The sequence below is a fragment of the Lysinibacillus sp. GJ-1 genome, assembly GCF_021166035.1.
Lineage (GTDB): Bacteria > Bacillota > Bacilli > Bacillales_A > Planococcaceae > Lysinibacillus > Lysinibacillus sphaericus.
In genome coordinates this window covers 3,608,711-3,629,417 of record NZ_CP088912.1, presented here as the reverse complement: position 1 = coordinate 3,629,417, position 20,707 = coordinate 3,608,711, and the positions used below count along the sequence as shown (strand labels likewise).

At 36.7% G+C, this 20,707-nt stretch carries 18 protein-coding genes and 1 pseudogene; 6 read left to right on the top strand and 13 right to left on the bottom strand.

Annotated features, from left to right (window positions below):
* Positions 1-424 precede the first annotated feature (424 nt).
* On the top strand, positions 425-946 hold the full coding sequence (locus LO754_RS17885) for a sigma-70 family RNA polymerase sigma factor (protein ID WP_024363713.1): 522 nt from the start codon (positions 425-427) through the stop codon (positions 944-946).
* Entirely contained in the window at positions 933-1,871 is a 939-nt protein-coding gene (locus LO754_RS17880) for a hypothetical protein (protein ID WP_229387428.1), read from the top strand. The genes LO754_RS17885 and LO754_RS17880 overlap by 14 nt, the downstream gene beginning before the upstream one ends.
* Positions 1,872-1,944: 73 nt before the next feature.
* Here the strand turns inward: LO754_RS17880 and LO754_RS17875 are convergent, their stop codons facing one another.
* From LO754_RS17875 to nikC, 7 genes are read right to left on the bottom strand one after another with little or no spacing between them, the layout of a single operon-like run.
* Positions 1,945-3,210: a cation-translocating P-type ATPase gene (locus LO754_RS17875; protein ID WP_231784941.1), complete on the bottom strand. Its 1,266-nt coding sequence runs from the start codon at positions 3,208-3,210 to the stop codon at positions 1,945-1,947.
* Between the two features lie 5 nt (positions 3,211-3,215).
* Positions 3,216-3,914, bottom strand: a complete 699-nt coding sequence (locus LO754_RS17870) for a response regulator transcription factor (protein WP_231784940.1) — start codon at positions 3,912-3,914, stop codon at positions 3,216-3,218.
* Between the two features lie 18 nt (positions 3,915-3,932).
* Positions 3,933-4,700, bottom strand: coding sequence for a sensor histidine kinase (locus LO754_RS17865; RefSeq protein WP_024363717.1), 768 nt, complete (start codon positions 4,698-4,700; stop codon positions 3,933-3,935).
* Positions 4,701-4,736: 36 nt separating this feature from the next.
* Positions 4,737-5,729 carry an ABC transporter ATP-binding protein gene (locus LO754_RS17860; RefSeq protein ID WP_024363718.1) on the bottom strand — a complete coding sequence of 331 codons (993 nt, stop codon included), beginning with the start codon at positions 5,727-5,729 and terminating at the stop codon, positions 4,737-4,739.
* The gene (locus LO754_RS17855) at positions 5,726-6,739 is read right to left on the bottom strand and encodes an ABC transporter ATP-binding protein (RefSeq protein WP_231784939.1); all 1,014 of its coding nucleotides are present in this window, start codon (positions 6,737-6,739) and stop codon (positions 5,726-5,728) included. The genes LO754_RS17860 and LO754_RS17855 overlap by 4 nt, the downstream gene beginning before the upstream one ends.
* Before the next feature lie 13 nt (positions 6,740-6,752).
* Positions 6,753-7,673 (bottom strand): nickel ABC transporter permease, encoded by a 921-nt coding sequence (gene nikB, locus LO754_RS17850; protein WP_108029988.1) that lies wholly within the window; start codon positions 7,671-7,673, stop codon positions 6,753-6,755.
* Positions 7,674-7,688: 15 nt separating this feature from the next.
* Entirely contained in the window at positions 7,689-8,591 is a 903-nt protein-coding gene (gene nikC / locus LO754_RS17845; RefSeq protein WP_024363721.1) for a nickel transporter permease, read from the bottom strand.
* 181 nt (positions 8,592-8,772) lie between these two features.
* Here nikC and LO754_RS17840 point away from each other — a divergent pair, with 181 nt between their 5' ends.
* From LO754_RS17840 to LO754_RS17820, 4 genes and pseudogenes are all read left to right on the top strand, one after another.
* Complete coding sequence (locus tag LO754_RS17840; RefSeq protein ID WP_029747345.1) at positions 8,773-10,332, top strand: glutathione ABC transporter substrate-binding protein; 1,560 nt, start codon at positions 8,773-8,775, stop codon at positions 10,330-10,332.
* Positions 10,333-10,368: 36 nt separating this feature from the next.
* Positions 10,369-11,619: pseudogene (locus LO754_RS17835) on the top strand (amidohydrolase family protein).
* Positions 11,616-12,827 (top strand): amidohydrolase, encoded by a 1,212-nt coding sequence (locus LO754_RS17825; RefSeq protein ID WP_231784936.1) that lies wholly within the window; start codon positions 11,616-11,618, stop codon positions 12,825-12,827. Before LO754_RS17835 ends, LO754_RS17825 begins: the two are co-directional and overlap by 4 nt.
* 238 nt (positions 12,828-13,065) lie before the next feature.
* The gene (locus tag LO754_RS17820; protein ID WP_231784935.1) at positions 13,066-13,974 is read left to right on the top strand and encodes a DMT family transporter; all 909 of its coding nucleotides are present in this window, start codon (positions 13,066-13,068) and stop codon (positions 13,972-13,974) included.
* 30 nt (positions 13,975-14,004) lie between these two features.
* On the opposite strand, the gene LO754_RS17815 is transcribed toward LO754_RS17820, so the two are convergent.
* The 6 genes from LO754_RS17815 to LO754_RS17790 form a co-directional block, all read right to left on the bottom strand.
* Positions 14,005-15,273, bottom strand: coding sequence for a TRAP transporter large permease subunit (locus LO754_RS17815; RefSeq protein ID WP_231784934.1), 1,269 nt, complete (start codon positions 15,271-15,273; stop codon positions 14,005-14,007).
* Positions 15,254-15,751 carry a TRAP transporter small permease gene (locus LO754_RS17810; protein ID WP_024363727.1) on the bottom strand — a complete coding sequence of 166 codons (498 nt, stop codon included), beginning with the start codon at positions 15,749-15,751 and terminating at the stop codon, positions 15,254-15,256. Before LO754_RS17810 ends, LO754_RS17815 begins: the two co-directional genes overlap by 20 nt.
* 153 nt (positions 15,752-15,904) lie before the next feature.
* Positions 15,905-16,951: a DctP family TRAP transporter solute-binding subunit gene (locus LO754_RS17805; protein ID WP_024363728.1), complete on the bottom strand. Its 1,047-nt coding sequence runs from the start codon at positions 16,949-16,951 to the stop codon at positions 15,905-15,907.
* 56 nt (positions 16,952-17,007) lie between these two features.
* Positions 17,008-18,051 (bottom strand): DctP family TRAP transporter solute-binding subunit, encoded by a 1,044-nt coding sequence (locus tag LO754_RS17800; protein ID WP_229387416.1) that lies wholly within the window; start codon positions 18,049-18,051, stop codon positions 17,008-17,010.
* A gap of 374 nt (positions 18,052-18,425) precedes the next feature.
* Positions 18,426-19,094: a response regulator gene (locus LO754_RS17795; protein ID WP_024363730.1), complete on the bottom strand. Its 669-nt coding sequence runs from the start codon at positions 19,092-19,094 to the stop codon at positions 18,426-18,428.
* Positions 19,091-20,578, bottom strand: a complete 1,488-nt coding sequence (locus LO754_RS17790) for an ATP-binding protein (RefSeq protein WP_231784933.1) — start codon at positions 20,576-20,578, stop codon at positions 19,091-19,093. The genes LO754_RS17795 and LO754_RS17790 overlap by 4 nt, the downstream gene beginning before the upstream one ends.
* Positions 20,579-20,707 lie beyond the last annotated feature (129 nt).

Below are 20,707 nucleotides of genomic sequence, written 5' to 3'. Positions count from 1 at the left end.
GATAAACGAGCCACGTATACAGGGATTGAGCGGAAAGGAAGCAAACAGTATCTTGCTAACAATGAAGAGGTCGACACGTAATGGAAGAAATAGTGGCAGGAATTCAAACGTATGGTAGATGCTACATCGAAAGTAGCACAATTATAAAGTACAAGCATCAACGCCAACAGATAAATCATATCGAGCGAAAAATATGGCACAAGCATGTAACCTAAAAGGCAAATGTTTAGGAGTTAATGTTAGTTATGGACGAAATAGAAAACAGCTCTAAGCAAATTAGAATGTAAGAAATAGGGACGATTCTAAAGTTTTAAAACGATGCTACGAAAAAAAGTGTCCGAAGCGGGGGCACTTTTTTTGTTAAAGTGAAACCAACTTTAAAAATTTTACGACTATAGGATGAATGAATAAAGGAGGGGCTCAAGTGAGTGAGCATTTAACAGCCATTATGGAAGAGCACGGCGAGTATTGCCTTCGTGTGGCCTATTTATATGTACGAGATTGGTCGATTGCAGAAGAAATCGTACAAGATGTATTTCTCGCCTACTATTTGCAACAGCATCGCTTTGAACAAAGAGCTTCGCTTAAAACTTATTTAGTAAAAATTACAGTACATAAAAGTCATGATTATTTAAGAAGCTGGAAAAATAAACGTCATCAATTACTTAGCAAATTTCATTTTGGTATTAGTAAAAGAACGCCAGAAAGCGATGTCATTAAAGCGGCGGAACGAGTTACATTGCAAGCGGCATTATTTGAGTTACCTATTACTTATCGGGAAGTATTGATTCTTTATTATTATCAGGAATTAAAAGTACGTGAAATTGCAGATGTACTAGGTAGTACAGAAAATACAGTGAAAACGAGGTTGCGTAGAGCGAGACAACTGTTACAAAACAAACTCGAACGAAGCGATTGGGAGGTGCTAGGCGATGACATCTTTTAAAAAGAAGCTGAATGAGGAAATAGGCGAAACACCACGTTTTACAAAAGGATTAAAGGAGCGCATTGTGCACCAAGCCGCACAACAACAGTACAAACAAATTAGCAAATGGCAATATCCAGCAATAATTGTAGGGATAATGGTGACACTACTTTTTTTGATTGCGAGTGGGCCATGGCAGCAAACGGAATATGTACAGCATGCCTCAATTGTTGAACTAGCGCAAAATGAAGAAATACAGCAATTGTCAATTGCACAAAATTGGTATGAAGATTCATTTAAAGCGGGGAGAACAGGTTGGGTAATAGGGCAACAAGAGTACGTAAAAGGGACTGAGACAAAGCTGTTTGAGAACATGCTTCAAAAGGCAGTGGTAAGACAAAAATCAGAGGAGTATTACTTAATTAATAATTTATGGATAGAATTTAGTAATGGGCAAGTGGTAAAGCTCCAGATGTTTAAAAGTGATGACAAATTTGCCTTTCTCGATCTAAAAACCAATAAATTTTATGAGGTCAATGATGGGGAGGCTATATCCGCATTTACAGACTTTAATTTTAAGAAATTGGACTTTAACTTTTTGGTCTTTCTCGTATGGATTGGTTTCATTTGGCTAGGGGCTTGGGTAGCAGAGAGAGCCGTTCGCTGGAAATTCCATATTCCAAAAGAGCCGAAGTATGTAAGTGACAATCATAAGAAAGTCGTATATCTTAATAAGTTTATCAATGTGATTGTGCTATGTATATTTAACTTAAAATCATGGATTATATTTATTGCTGCTGACTTTGTGCTCATTTTAGTTATATTGTTACCTAATTTAGCAATCGAATATTATTTTGGCAGACATGAAAAAAGACATTACGTAGCATTAACAACTACAACTTACACATCTATTATATTTATCGCTTTCCTTATTTGGATTCAATAAGTAAAAGGATGTTTCGCCTAATTTGCGAAACATCTTTTTTGTAAATGTAAAGTTTGATAGAAAAGTGTTGGTGCTAATCGTCTACTATGGGTATACGATTTGCCTGCTGAAGCGATAATTGAAAGATGCATGATACTGTAAAGCTAACGGCTAAACCATTTAAAAGATTAAACTGTACGCCAACACCAATACCAATCGCAATAGAGAGCAATATTGCTAACCAACTAAGCTTATGAATAGTTCGGTTTACAAATAAAAGAATGATCATAAAAGGTAACATTGTAATATGGATAAAGGCGAAAGTATAAATCACACCTAAAATTGTTATGTTGATTGATACAAATAGACTGAATAAAAGCACCATTAAGCCGATTAAATAGTAATAATAAGGTTTTCTTGTAGAAAAAAAGCGTTTTGTTGCGCGCATCTCTACTAGCAATGTAGTTATAATTGCAAAAAGTGTAATCATAAGAAAAGCGAATGTAAGAAAACCTGGCTGTACTTCATACAAAAAAGTAAGTAATAAAATTTGGAATTCCCCGTAAGAACCACTATATAGCGCAATCATTAGAATGGCTGTAAAGGATAACGTTAATAAGGCTAAAATCACACCTGATGAAAATAAGCTACGGCGTACTTTTTTCGGTTTTACAAAGGCAATCAAATACCATGTAGATTTATCCACCAACACTTGCCCTAAAATAGCTAATTGAATCACAATATAGAACAATAGAATTTCGCTGTTTTTAAAATAAAATAAATAAGGATGGTATAAACGAATTCCTTCATAAACAGTGCTAGCGCCATTTTGCACAAAATAAAAAATAGGAATAAAAATGAGTAGAGAAAATAGCATCATGATAAATAGTGCATCTAACCATAATATCCCTTTTAAAGATATGAATCTATCCAATACTAACATACCGATTAGAAATATAGCTATTGTAATGGGGACTGGTATATTTAACATAATAGTGGATAATACACTAATACTTATTAATTGAATTAACCAAATTTCAATACCAGTTAATAAGTAAAATAACTGTACTACTTTTAAATTCATGCCATTTAATTTTTCTTGCATTTTCATTATTAAAAAGCTTTGTTTGTGTTGGCTTTGTGAATAGCCATTTCTATTTAAAAAGAATCCAATAATGATAAACGATAGGGCTATTGCTACCGTATAACAAATACCAGCCATAAAACCATAAGAAATAAGTGCTGATGGAGAAGATAATAAAAAATTGCCACTAATCCATCTTGCTAGTAGTATGATGACGCCGGCTGTTGTACTTAAACTGGCAAGCGGTACAAGAAGTGAACGTTTGTTAAAATACATAGGTTTTACGATCCTTTATACATTTGTGATACTTTATATTGACGTGGCGACTGATTATATTTTTTCTTAAAAGCGACACTAAAATAATGCTGGCTATTAAAACCACAGCTTTCTGCAATTGTGGACATACTTGCCTCCATGTTTTCATTCATCTTTTTAATCGCCATCTCTAAGCGATAATTATTAATATACTCGTTAATGCCAATCGATTGTTCTTCTAAAAATTTACGGCTTAAATAACTTGGATTTAAATGTATTTTTTCAGCAATGATATTGAGCGTAAGTTTTTCATGATAATTTTCATGAATAAATGAAAGTGCACTTTGTATCGCATCATGGTTGGAACTCCATGCTTTATATTTTTCAACGATATCGTTTAATTCACTAGCAATAACAGGCTTCGTTAAATAATCTGTCACCCCGATGCGCAAAGCTTTTTGTGCATATTCAAAGGTTTGAAATGCAGTCACCATAATAATATCTAATTCATAAAGTTGTTTTAATTCCTTGCTTAACGTAATGCCATCTTTTCCAGGCATTTGAATGTCTAAAAAGGCGATTGTTATGCGATGCTTTTTGGCTAATTGTAATGCTTGAGAAGCATCGAGAGCAGTGTGAAATTTCCAATTTGGAAAATGGGGCTTTAATAAATAAATCATTTGTTCAAGCTCTAAAGGCTCGTCATCGGTGATTAATATATTCATGTTGCTTCATCCTTTCTTTTAGCTTGGATTTACATCTAAAGCATACGCAGGAACATGAATAGTAACGGTATAAAGCTGCTCCTCACTAATAGTTGAAAATATAATATTTTCAAGCCCATAAATCAGTTCAAGACGTTTTTGTACATTTTCAAGGCCATAACCTTGCTGCAATTCATCTTCTATTTGTTTGCGTGCTGTATCGCTGGATTGTGTATTTTTAATTTCAATCTGTAAAACGCTATCTAATTTTTTTATATAAATGGACAGCTCCGCAGGTCCTGCATGCTTCTCAAATCCATGTTTAAAGGCATTTTCAATAATCGTTTGAAAAATAAACGGAGGAATTTTTACAGAAAGAGCTTCTTGGTCTATATATTTGTGTATCGTTAAACGATGTCCGAAACGTAGTTGCTGAATATTTAAATAACTCTCAACAAATTGCATCTCGTTCTTTAAGGCAATTAAAACCTCGTGATTATTGTATTTAAATTTAAAAAATGTTGCTAATGCCTCAATGCCCGCAACTAAATCTTCCTTACGATTAATACGGGCTAGACTTAGCAAAGAATTTAAAGCATTAAAAAAGAAATGCGGCTGTATTTGTTGATTGAGTTGGAGTATATTTGCACGCTGTAAATCTTGTTCTAACTCCAAATGTCTTTTTTCTTCTTCAAGGCTATCAATCTGCTTTTCAAAAATAAATATGAATGTAAGCAGAAAAGCTCCAATAATTGGAGCAATTACACATAGGAGAATATAGATATTGAAAGTTTCTAGTTGTAACATATTGAAAATAATCTCTCCTGTTTTGTTTAAGTTACATTAAACTAAATTTTCTGCAAAATGGCAAGCTACCTTTTGAGTTGTTTTTATTTCCCGTAATGCTGGTACTTCAACTCTACACTTATCAGTTGCAAACGGACAGCGCGTGTGAAAACTACAGCCAGTAGGTGGATTTAGCGGTGATGGGATATCACCTTTTAAAATAATACGTTCCTTACGGTGTTGCTTATCGATAATTGGTATAGATGACAATAATGCTTTTGTATAGGGATGGAGCGGTTGAGAGAATAGGGACTTCTTGTCCGCGATTTCGACTACTTTTCCGAGATACATCACCATGACACGATCAGAGATGTGTCGAACAACACTTAAATCGTGAGAGATAAATAAAAATGTTAAATCCAACTCGCGTTGCAGCTTTTTTAATAAGTTTAATATTTGAGCTTGAATGGAAACGTCTAATGCAGAAACCGATTCATCGCAAATAATAATTTTTGGATTAACGGCGAGTGCTCTTGCTATACCTATTCGCTGTCGCTGTCCACCAGAAAACTCGTGTGGATAGCGCTCGAGATATTCAGGACGTAATCCGACAAGTGCCATTAATTCTAGCATGCGTGATTCCTGTTGCGCAGGTGGTACAATTTTTTGAATAGACATAGCTTCAGAAAGCATTTTGCGAATCGTTCTACGCGGATTAAGTGAAGCGTAAGGGTCCTGAAAAATAATTTGAATATCCTTTCTAGCCACCCGAAGCTCTTTTTTATTCATTTCAACTAAATTTTTTCCGAACAACAATACCTCTCCAGATGTCGGTTCATCCAACCTTAAAATAGCACGACCTGTTGTCGATTTCCCACAGCCTGATTCACCGACGATGCTTAGCGTTTCTCCTGGCATAATTTCAAAAGAAACACCATCTACAGCTTTTACAACTTGCTGCGCACCAAAGAGCTTTTCTTTTTTTAAGAAAAAATGTTGTTTTAAATCGCTTACTTGTAATAATGGCTGCCTGTTGTCTTTGATTGTCATACCATCATCTCCTCCTTCGCTGATTGTCCTTGCCACTCGTCACTATACATCCAACATCTTACTTTCTTATCTTGTTCGACCATAATAAGTTCTGGTTGTTGCTCGCGACAGAGCTCGGTTGCAAATGGACATCGTTCAGCATAACGACAGCCAATTGGGTAATGATAGGGACTCGGTACTGTACCATGGATTGTTGATAGTTCTTCTTGATCTTCGTAGAGCTTTGGTAATGATTGAATTAAGCCATTTGTATAAGGATGGAGCGGCTTTTCAAAAAGACTATCTGTAGAACCTTCTTCTACTACTTGTCCAGCGTACATCACCGCAATTTTATCGCAAATCTCAGCTACTACGCCAAGGTCATGCGTAATAAAAATAATGCTCATTCCTAATTGTTGTTGTAAGTTTCTAATGATATCGATAATCTGTGCTTGTATCGTCACGTCTAGGGCTGTTGTGGGTTCATCAGCAATTAATACATCTGGTTTACAAGCTAAAGCCATGGCAATCATAATACGTTGCCGCATTCCACCACTTAATTGATAGGGCTCCTGTTTTGCTCTTTTTTCTGGCGCGGGTATGCCGACGAGGCGAATCATTTCAACTGCCTGTTGCCAAGCTTCCTTGCGAGATAAGCCTTGATGTAAGCGGATAGTTTCGGCGATTTGTTCTCCAACGGTTAAGACGGGATTTAAACTAGTCATCGGTTCTTGAAATATCATGGATATTTTATTGCCTCTTATTTTCCGTAGTTCTTCATCCGATAGTTTCAGTAAATCTGTATTGTTTAGCAGTATTTCACCATTAATAATTTTACCTGGTGGAGTAGGCACTAATTTCAAAAGGGAGAGAGAAGTCATAGATTTTCCACAGCCTGATTCACCAACAATTCCCAACGTTTCTCCTTTATGAAGTATAAATGACACACCATCTACTGCCTTCGCGACTCCTTCACAGGAATAAAAATAAGTTTGTAAATTTTTTACTTCTAACACTGTATGTCCTTTCATGTTTAATTCCCCCCTAGTTTAAATCAATGCGTTTATTAAATATTCGATATAAAATATCTACAAAAAGATTGATGATAACAAAGATTAAAGAAGCTACTAGTACACCTCCTTGTACAACGGGTATATCCCGTGTACGAATCGCATCAACAATCATACGCCCAAGTCCGTTGACAGCAAAAACGGATTCTACTAATACTGTACCACCAAGTAAAGTACCAAACTGTAAACCTACTACAGTAATAACAGGGATTAAAGCATTGCGTAATGCATGTTTTAAAATAATCACGTAACCTTTTAGGCCTTTTGCTTTTGCTGTGCGAATGTAATCTTGATTAACAACCTCAAGCATACTGGAGCGTGTCATACGAGCAACAATAGCAGCCCCACCAGCCCCAAGCGTTATTGCAGGTAAAATAATGTGTTGTGCGCTTTCCCATCCTGCTACAGGTAGCCATTGTAGCTGAACAGAAAAAACATACATTAATAAAATACCAAGCCAAAAACTAGGTAGTGAAATACCTAAGAGCGCAACAACCATTAAGCCTGCATCTAAAATCGAGTATGGTCGTATTGCTGAAATAATCCCGGCAATCAGGCCTAGCACAATGGTGATGAAAATACTGTATAACGCAAGCTCGATTGTAATCGGTAAACGTGTCGTAATTTCCTCAAGTACGGGCTGTTTATTTTTTAAAGAATGCCCCATATCCCCATGTAAAAGATTGCTAATATATTCACCGTATTGAACGTAAAGAGGTTTGTTTAAACCTAGATTTTCGCGTAACTCTTCAACTGTTTCATTGGAAGCACCTTCACCAGCTAAAATCAATGCAGGGTCACCAGGAATCATCTGCATAATTAAAAATACAACAAGGGTGACACCTAATGTAACGGGGATAATTTGTGCAATTCGTTTTAAAATAAATAGTGTCATTTCGTTCACACTCCTTTAATTTTTCATCCTTGGATCTAGTGCATCGCGTAACCCATCACCAAATAAGTTAAAGCCCAGAACAAGCATGGATATCATGAGGCCAGGAAACATTGCCATATATGGAGCAGTAAAAATAAAGTCCCTACCATTCGATAACATGGCTCCCCATTCAGGAGATGGAGGCTGCGCACCTAAACCTAAAAAAGATAAACCTGCAGCAGATAATATAGCTGTAGCTAAACGCATAGATGCTTGTACAATAATTGGTGATAAAATATTAGGGAAAACATGCTTTGCTAAAATTGTGACATCACTTGCTCCAAGCGTTCTGACAGCATCAATGTATTCCAATTTTTTTACTTCCATTGTGGAACCGCGCACAATACGAGCGAACATCGGGATTGAGAAAAAGCCAACAGCAATTGTGACATTGATAAGACTTGGTCCTAATGCACTGACAATGGCCAAAGCTAGTAATATACCAGGGAAGGCTAACATGATGTCCAATATTCGGCTAATAATGGAGTCAATCCATTTGCCGTAATAGCCTGCAATAAGCCCTAACAATGTGCCAATCGTTCCACCAAAAAGTACGGCTGAAAAACCAACACCAATTGAAAGGCGTGCACCATATAAAATTCGACTAAAAATATCACGTCCTTTATCATCAGTCCCCATTAAATGGGCTAAACTTGGTTCCTGTAATTTTTGTTCCAATTGCACATCGAATGGATCATATGGTGCAATAATTGGCCCAATAAGAAACATAATGAAATAGAGTAGAATAATGATGCCACCTACAACTGCCGCTTTATTTTTTGCCATTTTGTTAAGAAAATTAATTCTATTCTTTTTCCGAGAGGCTTTGCGGGCATCCAATAAGATTGCATGATTCACTGTAGTCGTTACTTTCTCCATAATGATTACTCCTTTTTTATATAGATGTGTTATCAATTTATTGAAAAGAGCATCGAAAGTAAATATTTCAAGGGAGATTAGTCAGAAAATTTAAAAAACAAGTAAAGATTTTAAAAAACAAGTAAATTTTATTTCTTTATAATTCGAATTGTAAGTAACGAACAAACGAGGAGGAGTAGTTATGAGGAAAATGAAAATGTTTTTATTGTTAGCACTAATGACTGTCGTTCTATTGCAAGCTTGTTCCACTGCAAGTAACAATAGTACGGAAGGAGCAAAGGAAGGAGCCAAAAGTGTAGGAGGGGAACTTATTGTGTTAAGGGCTTCAGATGCTACTAGTCTTGATCCTCATTTTATAACGGATATACCTTCAGCAAATATTATTCATGGTAAGGTCTATGAAACATTAGTTGCCTTTGATAGAGATCGAAAAATTGTTCCGTTACTAGCAGCATCATGGGAGCAAAAGGACGAGCTAACTTGGACATTTACATTAAATAAAGGCATCAAGTTTCACGATGGTGAAGACTTTAATGCAGAGGCTGTAAAAGCGACATTTAGTCGTATATTAGATCCAGCGACAGGCTCACCACAACGCGATAAGTTATCTATGATTAGCGAAGTCGTAGTGGATGATCCATATATTGTGACATTGAAACTAAAAAATTCGTATGCACCGCTACTATCTATTTTAGCGAGCCAAGAAAGTAGTATTATTAGTCCGAAAGCTGTAAGTGAATCAGCAGATCAACTTGCCACACATCCAGTTGGGACAGGTCCATTTATTTTTGAATCATGGAAATCAGGTCAAGCAATTACACTAAATACGAATAAAGAATATTGGGGTGCTGTACCAAAGATTGATAACGTGACATTTAAAATCGTACCGGAAGATTCAACACGTTTAGCGATGATTGAAAGCGGAGAAGCGCATATTGCCGATCAAGTACCAGTGACGGATATTGACAGAATTGAAAAATCATCAACAATGAATTTATTCCGAACAGAGGGACTTGCCGTTGAGTTTATTGGCTTTAATGTGAAAGATTCCTTACTATCAAATGTCAAAGTACGTCAAGCGATTAGCTATGCGGTTGATCGTGAAGCTATTATTAGTGGTATCTATAATAATGTAGGCACCCTTGCAAATTCAGCAATGAGTCCAAAAGTAATTGGTTATTCAAGCGAAACGAAGGCTTATGATTATGATGTTGTAAAGGCAAAACAATTGTTAAAAGAGGCTGGCATTAAAGAAGGGACGAAAGTGAAGTTATTAACAAGTGATCGCAAAGAGCGCATTAATATGGCTGAAGTTGTGCAATCACAATTAAAGGGTATTGGCTTAGATGTTGAAATTCAAGTGATGGAATACGGTGCATTTATTTCAGAAATCACAAAAGAACAGCATCAATTGTTCATTAGTGGCTGGGGCAATGCAACAGGTGACGCTGATTATAATCAATACAATCTGTTCCATACAGCTTCCATGGGCGCACCAGGCAATCATTTCTATTATAGTAATCCTGAAATTGATCAGTTAATTGAAGAAGGACGTTCTGAATCAGATCAATCTAAACGCAATGACATCTATAAAAAGGCGATGCAATTAGAGCTAGATGAGGCAGTATATATTCCTGTTCGTAATTATGAGCATTTAGCGGTTTATAGTAATGCTGTAAAGGGCTTTTGGTTGGATGCATCAAATTATACAATGCTTAGTGGTGTAGAGATTGTCCAATAAAGATAGTCATCCAAATACTAATGAGGAGAGTAAACGATGAACACACTATTGCTAAAAAATGTGAGATTAGAAGAAGCTTTTGAACATGAAAAAGAGCATATTGTCGCAACTCGAACAGCTATTTATGATGTCCTAATAGAAAATGGACATGTAAAACAACTAGATAAAAATATACCTGTTACTGATGATATGAAGGTACTGGATGCCCAACAACAATTATTAGTGCCTTCCTTCCGAGAAATGCATATTCATATCGATAAAACGTATTTTGGTGGTGAATGGCAAGCACCAAGACCAATTACTAAAGGAATACTAACACGCATTGAGGAAGAACAACTTCTATTACCGAAGCAATTGCCGACAGCGGCTTATCGCGCTGAGGAGATGGTAAAATGGCTAATTGCACAAGGGCATACACACATTCGCTCCCATTGTAATGTTGATCCGCAAATTGGCACGAAACATATAGAAATTACAAAGCAAGTATTAGAGAAATATAAGGAACAAATTACTTACGACATAGTTGCTTTTCCACAGCACGGCTTTCTTCGCTCCAATGTAGAGGGGTTAATGCGTGAAGCAATGACAATGGGGGCTACGTTAGTGGGTGGTGTTGATCCATCAATTGTTGATCGAAATATTGATAAATCACTCCAAACAACAATGCAAATAGCACAAGACTATCATACTGGTATCGATATTCATATTCATACAGCCAATACATTGGGTGAATTTGAATTTTATAAGTTAATTGATTTGACAAAGCAAGCCAAAAAAGAAGGGCAAGTGACGATTAGTCATGCGATGGCACTAGCTGATTTACCACAGCCTCAACTAGAAAATTTAGTACAAGCAATGGCTTCTGTTCAAATGGATGTGACAACAACAGTACCAATTGCCATCCATCGCGCTACGATACCAATCCCATATTTATATGAAAAAGGGGTCAACGTTTCTGTGGGACACGATAGTTTAACGGATCATTGGTCCCCATATGGAACGGGCAATACGATTACAAAATTAAATGTGATGGCTGAAAGATTCCGTTTTATGGATGAATATTCATTAAGTCGTGCATGGAAATATGCATCTGGCGGCATAACACCATTGAATGATGAGGGTGAGCGTGTATGGTAGAAGGTTGGTGATATGGTCAATATGTTGTTAGTAGATGGCGTTAGTACAGCACATGTTGTAGCTAGAAGATGTCCAATCTCTACTGTTATTTCACAAGGCAACATTATTCACCAGCAAGATGTGGGAGAGTTGAAAGGAGAATTCAGATGAAGCAATGGCTGACAAATGTTCTACTTGAAACAGGAGAGTATGTAAAAGAAAATGATACAGTTGGTACAAAGGTTGAGCTTTTTCATCTTGAAATTATGCAAGGTGTTATCTCGCAGATTATTCCAGCCACACAATCAATTAATGCAACGCAACCTATGACAGATATGAAGGGAAAGCTCCTTTTACCCGCATTTAAAGAAATGCATAATCATTTAGATAAAACATACTTATCATTACCGTGGAAGGCTGTTATACCAGCTAAAAATTTAAAAGATCGATTAGAGCAAGAAGCGAGAGAACTACCTATTTTAGCTAATACAGGGAAACAGCGAGCTGTTGCTATGATTGAAAAAATTATAAGTAACGGCACTAATCATATACGTACGCATGTCAATATTGATCCATACATTGGGTTGAAAAATTTAGAAGGTGTTTTAGCCGCATTAGATGATTATAAAGATATTGTGACAGCAGAGGTTATTGCGTTTCCACAGCATGGTTTACTAAGAGAGCATGTACCGCAGTTACTACGTGAGGCATTACGCCATGGTGCTACAATGATTGGGGGACTTGATCCTGCGGGCATTGATAATACTATAGAGCGTTCTTTATATGAGACGATGGATATTGCTAATGAGTTTAATGTCGATGTAGATATTCACTTACATGATGGCGGGCATGTGGGCTACTATACAATTGATAAATGGCTAGATATTGTCCAAGAAGCCGGTTATCAAGGGAGAACAGCCATAAGTCATGCATTTGCATTAGGTGATGTATCTGTAATGGAACAACATGCTATAGCAACTCGACTAGCGGAACAACGAGTGAAAATCATGTCGACAGTGCCTTATAATCTTAATCGTGTGATGCCACCAATTGATTTGTTAGCAGAGCATGGGGTTGATGTTCATTTTGGTTGTGATGGATTTTATGATTCCTGGAGTCCGTATGGTTCTGGAGATGTTCTAGAAAAAGCGACTACTTTTGCAGAAGTTTCAAGAAAGTTAGATGAACGTTCTATTCGCCAAACATTAAAATATATTACTAATGGTATTACTCCGTTAGATACTAATGGTCAGAAGGTTTGGTCAAATATCAATGATGAAGCGAGCTTTGTGTTTTTTGATGCGGTATCAAGTGCCGAAGTTATTGCAAGAAGACCTTTAGATCGGACGGTCATGTCTAAAGGAAAATTTATTCGTTAATTTGTGGGAGCGGCATACTTAATGCCGTTCTCATCTTGAAATGGTCTCCCTTTATCTAAACAAAAATCCGCCTGACATTCCTATGCTTACGTAATGCATTTTGTTAGAGATGCTTTGCAAAAGGAAGCAAAGCGGTTTTTTTATTGTAGTGCGGCTGCGGATTTTTATAGGAGGGCTTTCGAACATGCTTGTAAAAGCTATTATCGGACATTTTTAATTATGTGAGAAGGTGCTACTAATGAAACAACTAACAACGTACATGATTTTATTTAGCTGTGTATTTTTTTGGGCTAGTAATTTTATCATCGGCTCTATACTCGTTCATCATTGGGACCCTCTAGCAATTGCCATTTACAGGCTTTTAGTTATAGTTCTTTTTTTAACTTGTATTAGTTGGCAATCCATTGTACATGTATCAGTTACACGAAAGGATATTTTATTATTATTTGCTGCTGGCATTTTAGGTGTTGCGATAAATCATTATAGTTTTTATGCAAGCCTTCAGCATACAACGCCGATTACAGCAGCGCTTATCTTAGCCTGTGCACCCATTGTTACGTCACTTCTTAATAAACTCATCTTTAATGAATATCGTAATGGCATATTTTGGGTAGGTGCTATTATCTCATTAGTAGGGGTTTCTATGATTATTACCAAAGGAGCATACGGAAGCATTTCGATTGGTAAAGGTGAAATACTAAGCTTAATAACAATGTTAAGTTTTGCCTTGTTCCTCATAATAGTCAATGACCTAAGTGTCAGAATATCTGCTGAGGTAATTACCTTTTATACAAATATAATTGGTCTACTTGTTTTGTTGCCGTTTGGAACTTCTGTATTGTCTCAAAAGAATAGCCAAGTGGGTTTTCCAATGTGGTTACTTTTAATTGTTTCAGCAATTATTATTCATGGAATTAGCAATTTAATGTGGAATAGAAAAATGAAAGAAGTAGGGTCGACAAATGCATCGCTATTATTAAATTTTGAACCAGCTATTGCGATGATTTTAAGTGCGATGGTTTTACATCAGCTTCCGACAAGCATTCAAATTTATGGTTCGTTGTTGATTCTTTTAGGAATTATCCTTTGTATTTATTATAAAGAAATAAAAGCTCTTTTTAAGTGGCAGGCACCGAAACGAATGTGAATATTCAGAATAATTTCGGTGCCTGGCACGTTATTTCATTTGTTCTGGTAGCCAAAGTGATAATTGTGGAAGTACGATAACGAGTGCTAAGAACACAATCATTAAAATAATAAATGGAATAACTCCTTTGACTACTTCTCCGAGTTTTTCCTTCGCAATACCACTTACTACAAAGAGATTTAGACCTACAGGAGGTGTAATCATACCAAGCTCCATATTGATTGTCATAATAATCGCAAAGTGAATAAGGTTGATATCAAAATGAACAAGGATTGGTAACAAGATTGGTAGCGTTATGAGAATAATGGATACTGCTTCTAAGAACATCCCCATGATAAAGAATAAAATATTGACGATAATCATGAAAATCCATTTGTTCAAGTCACTTTCCGCAATCCAAGCACCAACTTGTTGAGGAACTTGTGCGTTCGTTAAATATAAACCGAATAAAGACGCAGCACCGATAATTAAGAAAATCATCGCAGTAATATTAATAGACTCAACTAATACTTCACGGAAGTCTTTTAACTTCATTTCACGATAGATAAATAGTGACACGACTAATCCGTAAAATACTGCAATCACAGCCGATTCAGTAGGTGTGACAACGCCAGAATAGATCGTTCCTAAAATTAAAAACGGTAAGAAGCCACCCCAAATGGCATTTAGTGATTTCCGCCAGCGAACTTCCCAAGATGCCGGCTCATCGCCATGAAACCCATTGCGTTTTGCATAGAAGATAGCAGCAACGATTAAAATACCAGTTAACGCAAGACCTGGAATAACCCCAGCCATAAATAATTCACCGATAGATTGCTCGGAAGTTATACCATAAATGATTAAAGGAACACTTGGAGGAATTAAAATGCCGAGTGTACCACCAGCAGCTACAAGTCCCATAGAGTAGCGCTTTTTATAGCCAGCTGAAATCATGGCAGGAATCATAATGGAACCGATAGCAGCAGCCGTAGCAGGGGAAGAACCCGAAATGGCTGCGAATATCGCACAGGCAACAATGGTTACAACTGCGAGACCGCCAGGGAGATGTCCAATCCAAGCGCGTAATGCTTCTATTAAATACTTAGAAATGCCCCCACGTGCCATAAGTACACCTGCAAGAACGAATCCCGGAATAGCCATCATCGGGAATGAATCGAGAGCTGTGAAAATACGCTGTGGAATCATATTCATATTGAAATCAATTTGGAAGAACACTAGAATCGTTGAAAGCGCTAAGCTGACTGCGACAGGTACACGTAAAAATAATAAAATAAAGAAACTAAGTAAGAGGATTAGCATATTCTTCGTCCTTTCCTCTTAAAATATTGACTAATCTTTCTACAAATCGTAGTAAAAATAACACACCTGAAATTGGCAGTACTAAGTAGACAACCCACATAGGAATGCCGATGTCTAGTGATACCATACCTGATGTATAGCGGTTTTCAACTAAAATAAATCCATAGTACGTATAAATGAAACAAAAGACGATGCTTAAGCATGTTGCTACTAAATCTAAAATTCGTTTCTGGGATGGTTTTAATTTATCGTATAAAATATCTACTTGGATGTGCTGATTGTGACGAAGTGCTAAACCAAAGCCAAGAAATGTTCCCCAAATAATGGCGTAACGTGCTAATTCTTCTACCCAAGCTTGGGGTTCATTAAAAATATAACGCATCATTACACCGTAGAAAATCAGTGCAATACCAGCTACGAAAAAGAATCCAGCAAGGATTTCCTCTAGATACCCCCATAGTTTATGTAAAATATTCATGCGGATGCCTCCTTAAAATATGATGATTGTATTTTCCGATTTAAAGTAAAATGAGAATGCATTCTGTCTATCAATTTTTCGAAATATTGTAAGCGATTTACTTTAAGAAAAAGAGTGAGTGTCGATAAGTCATCGACACTCAATTTAAAGCGCTTATTTTAAATCACGAATACCATTAATTAAATCTTCAGTAATCGCTTTGCCAAACTCTTCGTAAACGGGCTCAAGTTCAGCTTTGATAGCCTCTTTTTGAGCAGCTGTTAATTCAACTACTTCAATGCCAGAGTTCTTAATGTTTTCATACGATTTGGCGTTTTCTTCAGCAGCTAAATCCCAAGCTAACGTTGTAGCCTCATTTAAAGAATCTTCAACCGCTTTTAATAAATCGCTAGGAATTTTATCCCAGAAAGGTTTGTTCACAAAGATAGCGTAGTCAAGACGACCGTGTTCAGATACAGAAAAGTACTTTTGAACTTCTTGGTATTTTTGAGTATCGAAGTTGTTGAACGTATTTTCTTGACCATCTACAGTTCCTTGTTGCAGAGCAGCGTATGTTTCACCGAATGAAATCGTTGCTGAGCCAGCATGTAAAGCTTTAAATTGTGCTTCAAGAACTTTCCCTGCTTGTGCACGGAATTTTAAACCTTTAAAATCTTCAACATTTACAAGTGGGTGTTTGTTATTTGAAAAATGTTTAAAGCCGTTTTCCCAGAATACTAAACCTTTAATATCATTTGCGGCTAATTGATCGGATTCAAGAATGGTTTTTGCTACGTCAGAATCAAAGAATTTACGAACATGCTCTTCGTTTTCAAAAAGGTAAGGCATGTCTACGTATTGCCAACGAGGGTCAATTTTCACCATTTTTGTAACAGATGGAGCAATCATATGTACGTTTCCAGATACTAATGCATCCAGTTCATCATTATCGCCATATAATTGAGAAGAAGGATAAACTTCAACTTTCACTTTACCGTCAGTTTTCTCCTCAACTAATTTTGCAAAAGCATCGGCAGCTTTTCCTTTAACACTGTCAATTGATGTAACGTGAGAAAATTTAATAACAAGCGGTTTATCTTTTGTATAACCACCATCTCCTTCAGCTGCTGGAGCAGAGGCTGTTTCTTTTTTGTCGCCACCACACGCGGCTAATGCTAGTACAAGCACAGCCATCAGTGACATAAGAAGCCATTTTTTCATGTCAAATCCCCCTTAAAGTTTTGATTATAGTTAAAAGGATCCCCTTTAAACCCAAGTTAATGACGTGATTGGTTTTTTGGCAGTGCCAGTATATATTTCTTGTTATAGTTATTTGCGTAATACTCATACACTGGGTCAAATGCAGATTCCCATTGCTGAACATCTTCATCTGTAAAGTAATGAATATTGATACAACTACAAGCTTCCATTTCTTGCAAACGTTCTGCTGTAAGATTTTCTGCCAGTTGCCATTCCCATTCTTGTACTTCTGCAAGCGTTTCAATAAGCAATGTTTGAACATCCTTCGGTAAGGATTGCCAGAACTCATTGTTCATCAGTAGCAAATAACCTAAATAACCATGATTACTAATAGTTAAGTAGTCTTGTAAGGAATGGAGGTTTTTACTTGTAATATTTGTTAAAGTATTTTCCTGTCCATCTACATTGCCTTTTTGTAGTTGATGGAAGACCGTGTTGAAATCTATGCGTTTTGGATAGGCACCAACACTTAAAAATTGTTCTGCTAAAATATCACTTGGCATGATGCGCATGCGTAAGTCTTTTAAGTCAGAGACATCTTGGATAGGGCGGATACTATTACTCAATTGTTTGAATCCACTATCCCAAACACCCATTGAAAACAGATTGTGGTCATTTAATTTCTTCATTAATGATTGACCCACTTCACTATCAATGTATGAATGTACTTCCTCAGCATTTTTAAATGCATAGGGTAAGTCCATCACTGACCATTCGGGAACGAGTGTAGTAATTTTTGAAATGGCTGGTGCAATCATTTGAATATCGCCACGTAAAAGCGCATTCATTTCTTCACCGTCTTTATAAAGAACACCATTTGGAAAGACTTGAATTTCTACATGACCATTACTTCGTTGTTTAATGAGCTCGGCAAACTTTACTGCCGCCATTCCCTTTGGTGTGTTTTCACCAACTACATGTGAAAAGCGAATAACAATTTGTTCTTCATGACTTAATTGCTCATTGTCTGTAGGGTAGTCTTGTTGCTGACAGGAAACTAACAGCACTGTCAGTAAAATGAGAACGCTCACAAATTGTTTAAGAATACGATTGCGCCACATATAAATTCACCTCTAATCTATTGAAGATGTGAACGCTTTTTATTGTATTGTATTTATTGAAATACTCAATATTATGGTATTAATGAACATTTTGGTATTTATGGTATATAACAATTTATTATTTTAATAAACTGTTACAAAACAGATTGCGTGCTTTTTTTCTTATGTGTAAGTAAGTGAATTGAAATGCTTTAATGCTAAAAAACTTCTCAAAAGAAAAGAATCTGCACGTCTTGTATGGGAAACGATAGCATAGCAAAATCCTGAAGAGAACGTGGATATTGCTATGCTTGTTGCTTACCCACAAAAAGCGAGCAGATTCTTATTTCTTGCTATTAGTAATCGCAAACGTGGAGAAATTACGCAGGATGCCATTATTTAATGGAATAGTATTTTGTAGGCCGTCCAACAGCTCCGTATTTTAATTCGATTTGCACAGTACCTTTTGTTGCTAAAAAGTCTAGGTACTTGCGGACAGTTACTCTCGCCATGCCAACATTTTGCGCAAGCTGTTCAGAAGTAATAGGTGCCTGAAGTGTTGTTAAGTAACCTAAAATTTGTTCCATTGTAATGTTGTTTAAGCCTTTAGGCAGTTCAAGCATTTCGTGCTGGATGCCTAACCACTGATCAATATCCTCTTGGTTAATTGTCGCGGTGCTTAGTAAACTTTTTGTAGCGTTTCGATATTGTTGTAAAGCTTTTTCGAAGCGATCAAAACGAAATGGTTTTATGAGATAATCCATTGCACCAAGTCGAAGGGATTCTTGTACAGTAGGTGCATCACGAGCGGCTGTAATCATAATAATATCGGATGGAATACGCTGCGCCCGAATTTTTAAAAACAATTCCATTCCCGTCATATCTGGTAAGAACATATCAAGTAAAATGAGATTAGGTTTTTGAATAATGATTTTTTCGTAGGCATCACGTCCGTTGACAGCCTCTCCGATAAGCTGAAAACCAGTCATTTTATTTAAAAACCCTTTGTTAACCTCAAGCACCATTGGATCATCTTCTACGATAAAAACTGTGAGTTTGCTCATTGTTCGTCCATCACCCCTATATTAATTGTAATTGTTGTACCAACATGAACAGTGGATTCTACTTGAATCGTCCCCTTATTGGATTCGACAATTTGTTTGACAAGTGCAAGTCCAATACCGTGTCCATCTTTTTGTTTCGTACTAAATCCGTATTCAAAAATACGCTGTGGTATGCCTTCTATTCCTTTCCCACTGTCCTGCACTTCTATAATTAAAAAGTGCTTATCCCCAATAATCGTTAAGTGAACATCTTTATGTGGACATTCGAAGCAAGCTTCCATTGCATTGTCCAGTAAGTTGCCGATAATGGTAATAATGTCACCACACGATAAACCACTCATAAAATCTACAAGGTTGGAATCTTCATCAATTGTTAGTTCAACGCCTAGTTCCTTGGCACGTGAGTATTTGCCAAGCAATAAGCCTTGAATTGAATAGTCTTGAAATTTATCATGCAAGCTTTGAATGATTTCCTCTTCATCTGTAATTTCATCGATAATGAGGCTTAATGCATCATCATTTCGTTCCAATTGGATAAGCCCTGCAATACTATGGAGACGGTTCATATATTCGTGTTGCTGTGCACGCAAAGAATCGACAAGCATTTTAATACCCGTTAATTCTTCGGCAAGCATATTTGCTTCTTTGCGGTCGGTTAACATGATGAGATATCCGGCATTTTGCTCCATAATCCGAATTGGAAATGTTCGAACTAAATACATTTGGTCGAACATTAACAGTGGTCGATAGATTTCGTGCTGTTGAATAGTATCCTCTGCCAGCCAAGTGTTTTTAAATAATGCTTTTCTGGAAACTTTATGCCCAAAGAAATGCGTATATTGCCTAGCTAATCGGTTAATAAATGTTACATTCCCGCTTTCGTCAGTCGCCAAAATACCAATATCCATCGCTTGAATAATGCCTGAGCGTTCTTCTACTAGCCGAGCGATTTCATAAGGTTCCAAATTCAATGTTTGGCGTTTTAAATGGTTAGCAACCCATACAGACCCACCTAAACCAATTACGAGCCCCCAAAAAAGAGAGACTAAAATATCAAATTGATATTGGTCTAAAAGGTTGTACCATTTTGGTGCCAGTAGCCCAACAGTAATAACGCCAACTTGTTTTGTACCTTCCTCATTCATTATTGGTACGAATGCTCGTATGGAATAGCCAAGGACACCGTGCGCCTTTGATATGTACTCATGCTGTGAAAAAGCTTCTATTTCATCGCCACCTTCAAAAACGGTACCTAGCTTACTTTCAGATGGATGGGAGTATCGAATACGTTTCATATCAATGATCACAATGTAATCAACATCCGTTGTTAATCGGATACGTTCCGCAATGGGTTGAATAACTTCAAACCCCTCTTTTGTGCCTACATTTTTTTGTACGTCTGTCAGCTGCGAAACCGTTCGTGCTATAGCTATTGCACGGGCACCGAATTCTTTTTCCAAAGCGCCAGCTAGATTATGAATCATAATTGCACCACTCGTCGTGATAGAAAAAATAACAATTATGAACGAAAAGATAAACATTTTTAGTCGCAACGATATGTTTTTCATAAGTATGTAAAAGGAATGCTAAAATGGCAGCCTTTTATCATTTCA

Coding starts and splice junctions, on each gene's coding strand:
- LO754_RS17880 (WP_229387428.1), top strand. CDS start 933: ATGACATCTTTTAAAAAGAAGCTGAATGAGGAAATAGGCGAAACACCA.
- LO754_RS17875 (WP_231784941.1), bottom strand. CDS start 3,210: ATGTATTTTAACAAACGTTCACTTCTTGTACCGCTTGCCAGTTTAAGT.
- LO754_RS17870 (WP_231784940.1), bottom strand. CDS start 3,914: ATGAATATATTAATCACCGATGACGAGCCTTTAGAGCTTGAACAAATG.
- LO754_RS17865 (WP_024363717.1), bottom strand. CDS start 4,700: ATGTTACAACTAGAAACTTTCAATATCTATATTCTCCTATGTGTAATT.
- LO754_RS17860 (WP_024363718.1), bottom strand. CDS start 5,729: ATGACAATCAAAGACAACAGGCAGCCATTATTACAAGTAAGCGATTTA.
- LO754_RS17855 (WP_231784939.1), bottom strand. CDS start 6,739: ATGAAAGGACATACAGTGTTAGAAGTAAAAAATTTACAAACTTATTTT.
- nikB (WP_108029988.1), bottom strand. CDS start 7,673: ATGACACTATTTATTTTAAAACGAATTGCACAAATTATCCCCGTTACA.
- nikC (WP_024363721.1), bottom strand. CDS start 8,591: ATGGAGAAAGTAACGACTACAGTGAATCATGCAATCTTATTGGATGCC.
- LO754_RS17840 (WP_029747345.1), top strand. CDS start 8,773: ATGAGGAAAATGAAAATGTTTTTATTGTTAGCACTAATGACTGTCGTT.
- LO754_RS17825 (WP_231784936.1), top strand. CDS start 11,616: ATGAAGCAATGGCTGACAAATGTTCTACTTGAAACAGGAGAGTATGTA.
- LO754_RS17820 (WP_231784935.1), top strand. CDS start 13,066: ATGAAACAACTAACAACGTACATGATTTTATTTAGCTGTGTATTTTTT.
- LO754_RS17815 (WP_231784934.1), bottom strand. CDS start 15,273: ATGCTAATCCTCTTACTTAGTTTCTTTATTTTATTATTTTTACGTGTA.
- LO754_RS17810 (WP_024363727.1), bottom strand. CDS start 15,751: ATGAATATTTTACATAAACTATGGGGGTATCTAGAGGAAATCCTTGCT.
- LO754_RS17805 (WP_024363728.1), bottom strand. CDS start 16,951: ATGAAAAAATGGCTTCTTATGTCACTGATGGCTGTGCTTGTACTAGCA.
- LO754_RS17800 (WP_229387416.1), bottom strand. CDS start 18,051: ATGTGGCGCAATCGTATTCTTAAACAATTTGTGAGCGTTCTCATTTTA.
- LO754_RS17795 (WP_024363730.1), bottom strand. CDS start 19,094: ATGAGCAAACTCACAGTTTTTATCGTAGAAGATGATCCAATGGTGCTT.
- LO754_RS17790 (WP_231784933.1), bottom strand. CDS start 20,578: ATGATTCATAATCTAGCTGGCGCTTTGGAAAAAGAATTCGGTGCCCGT.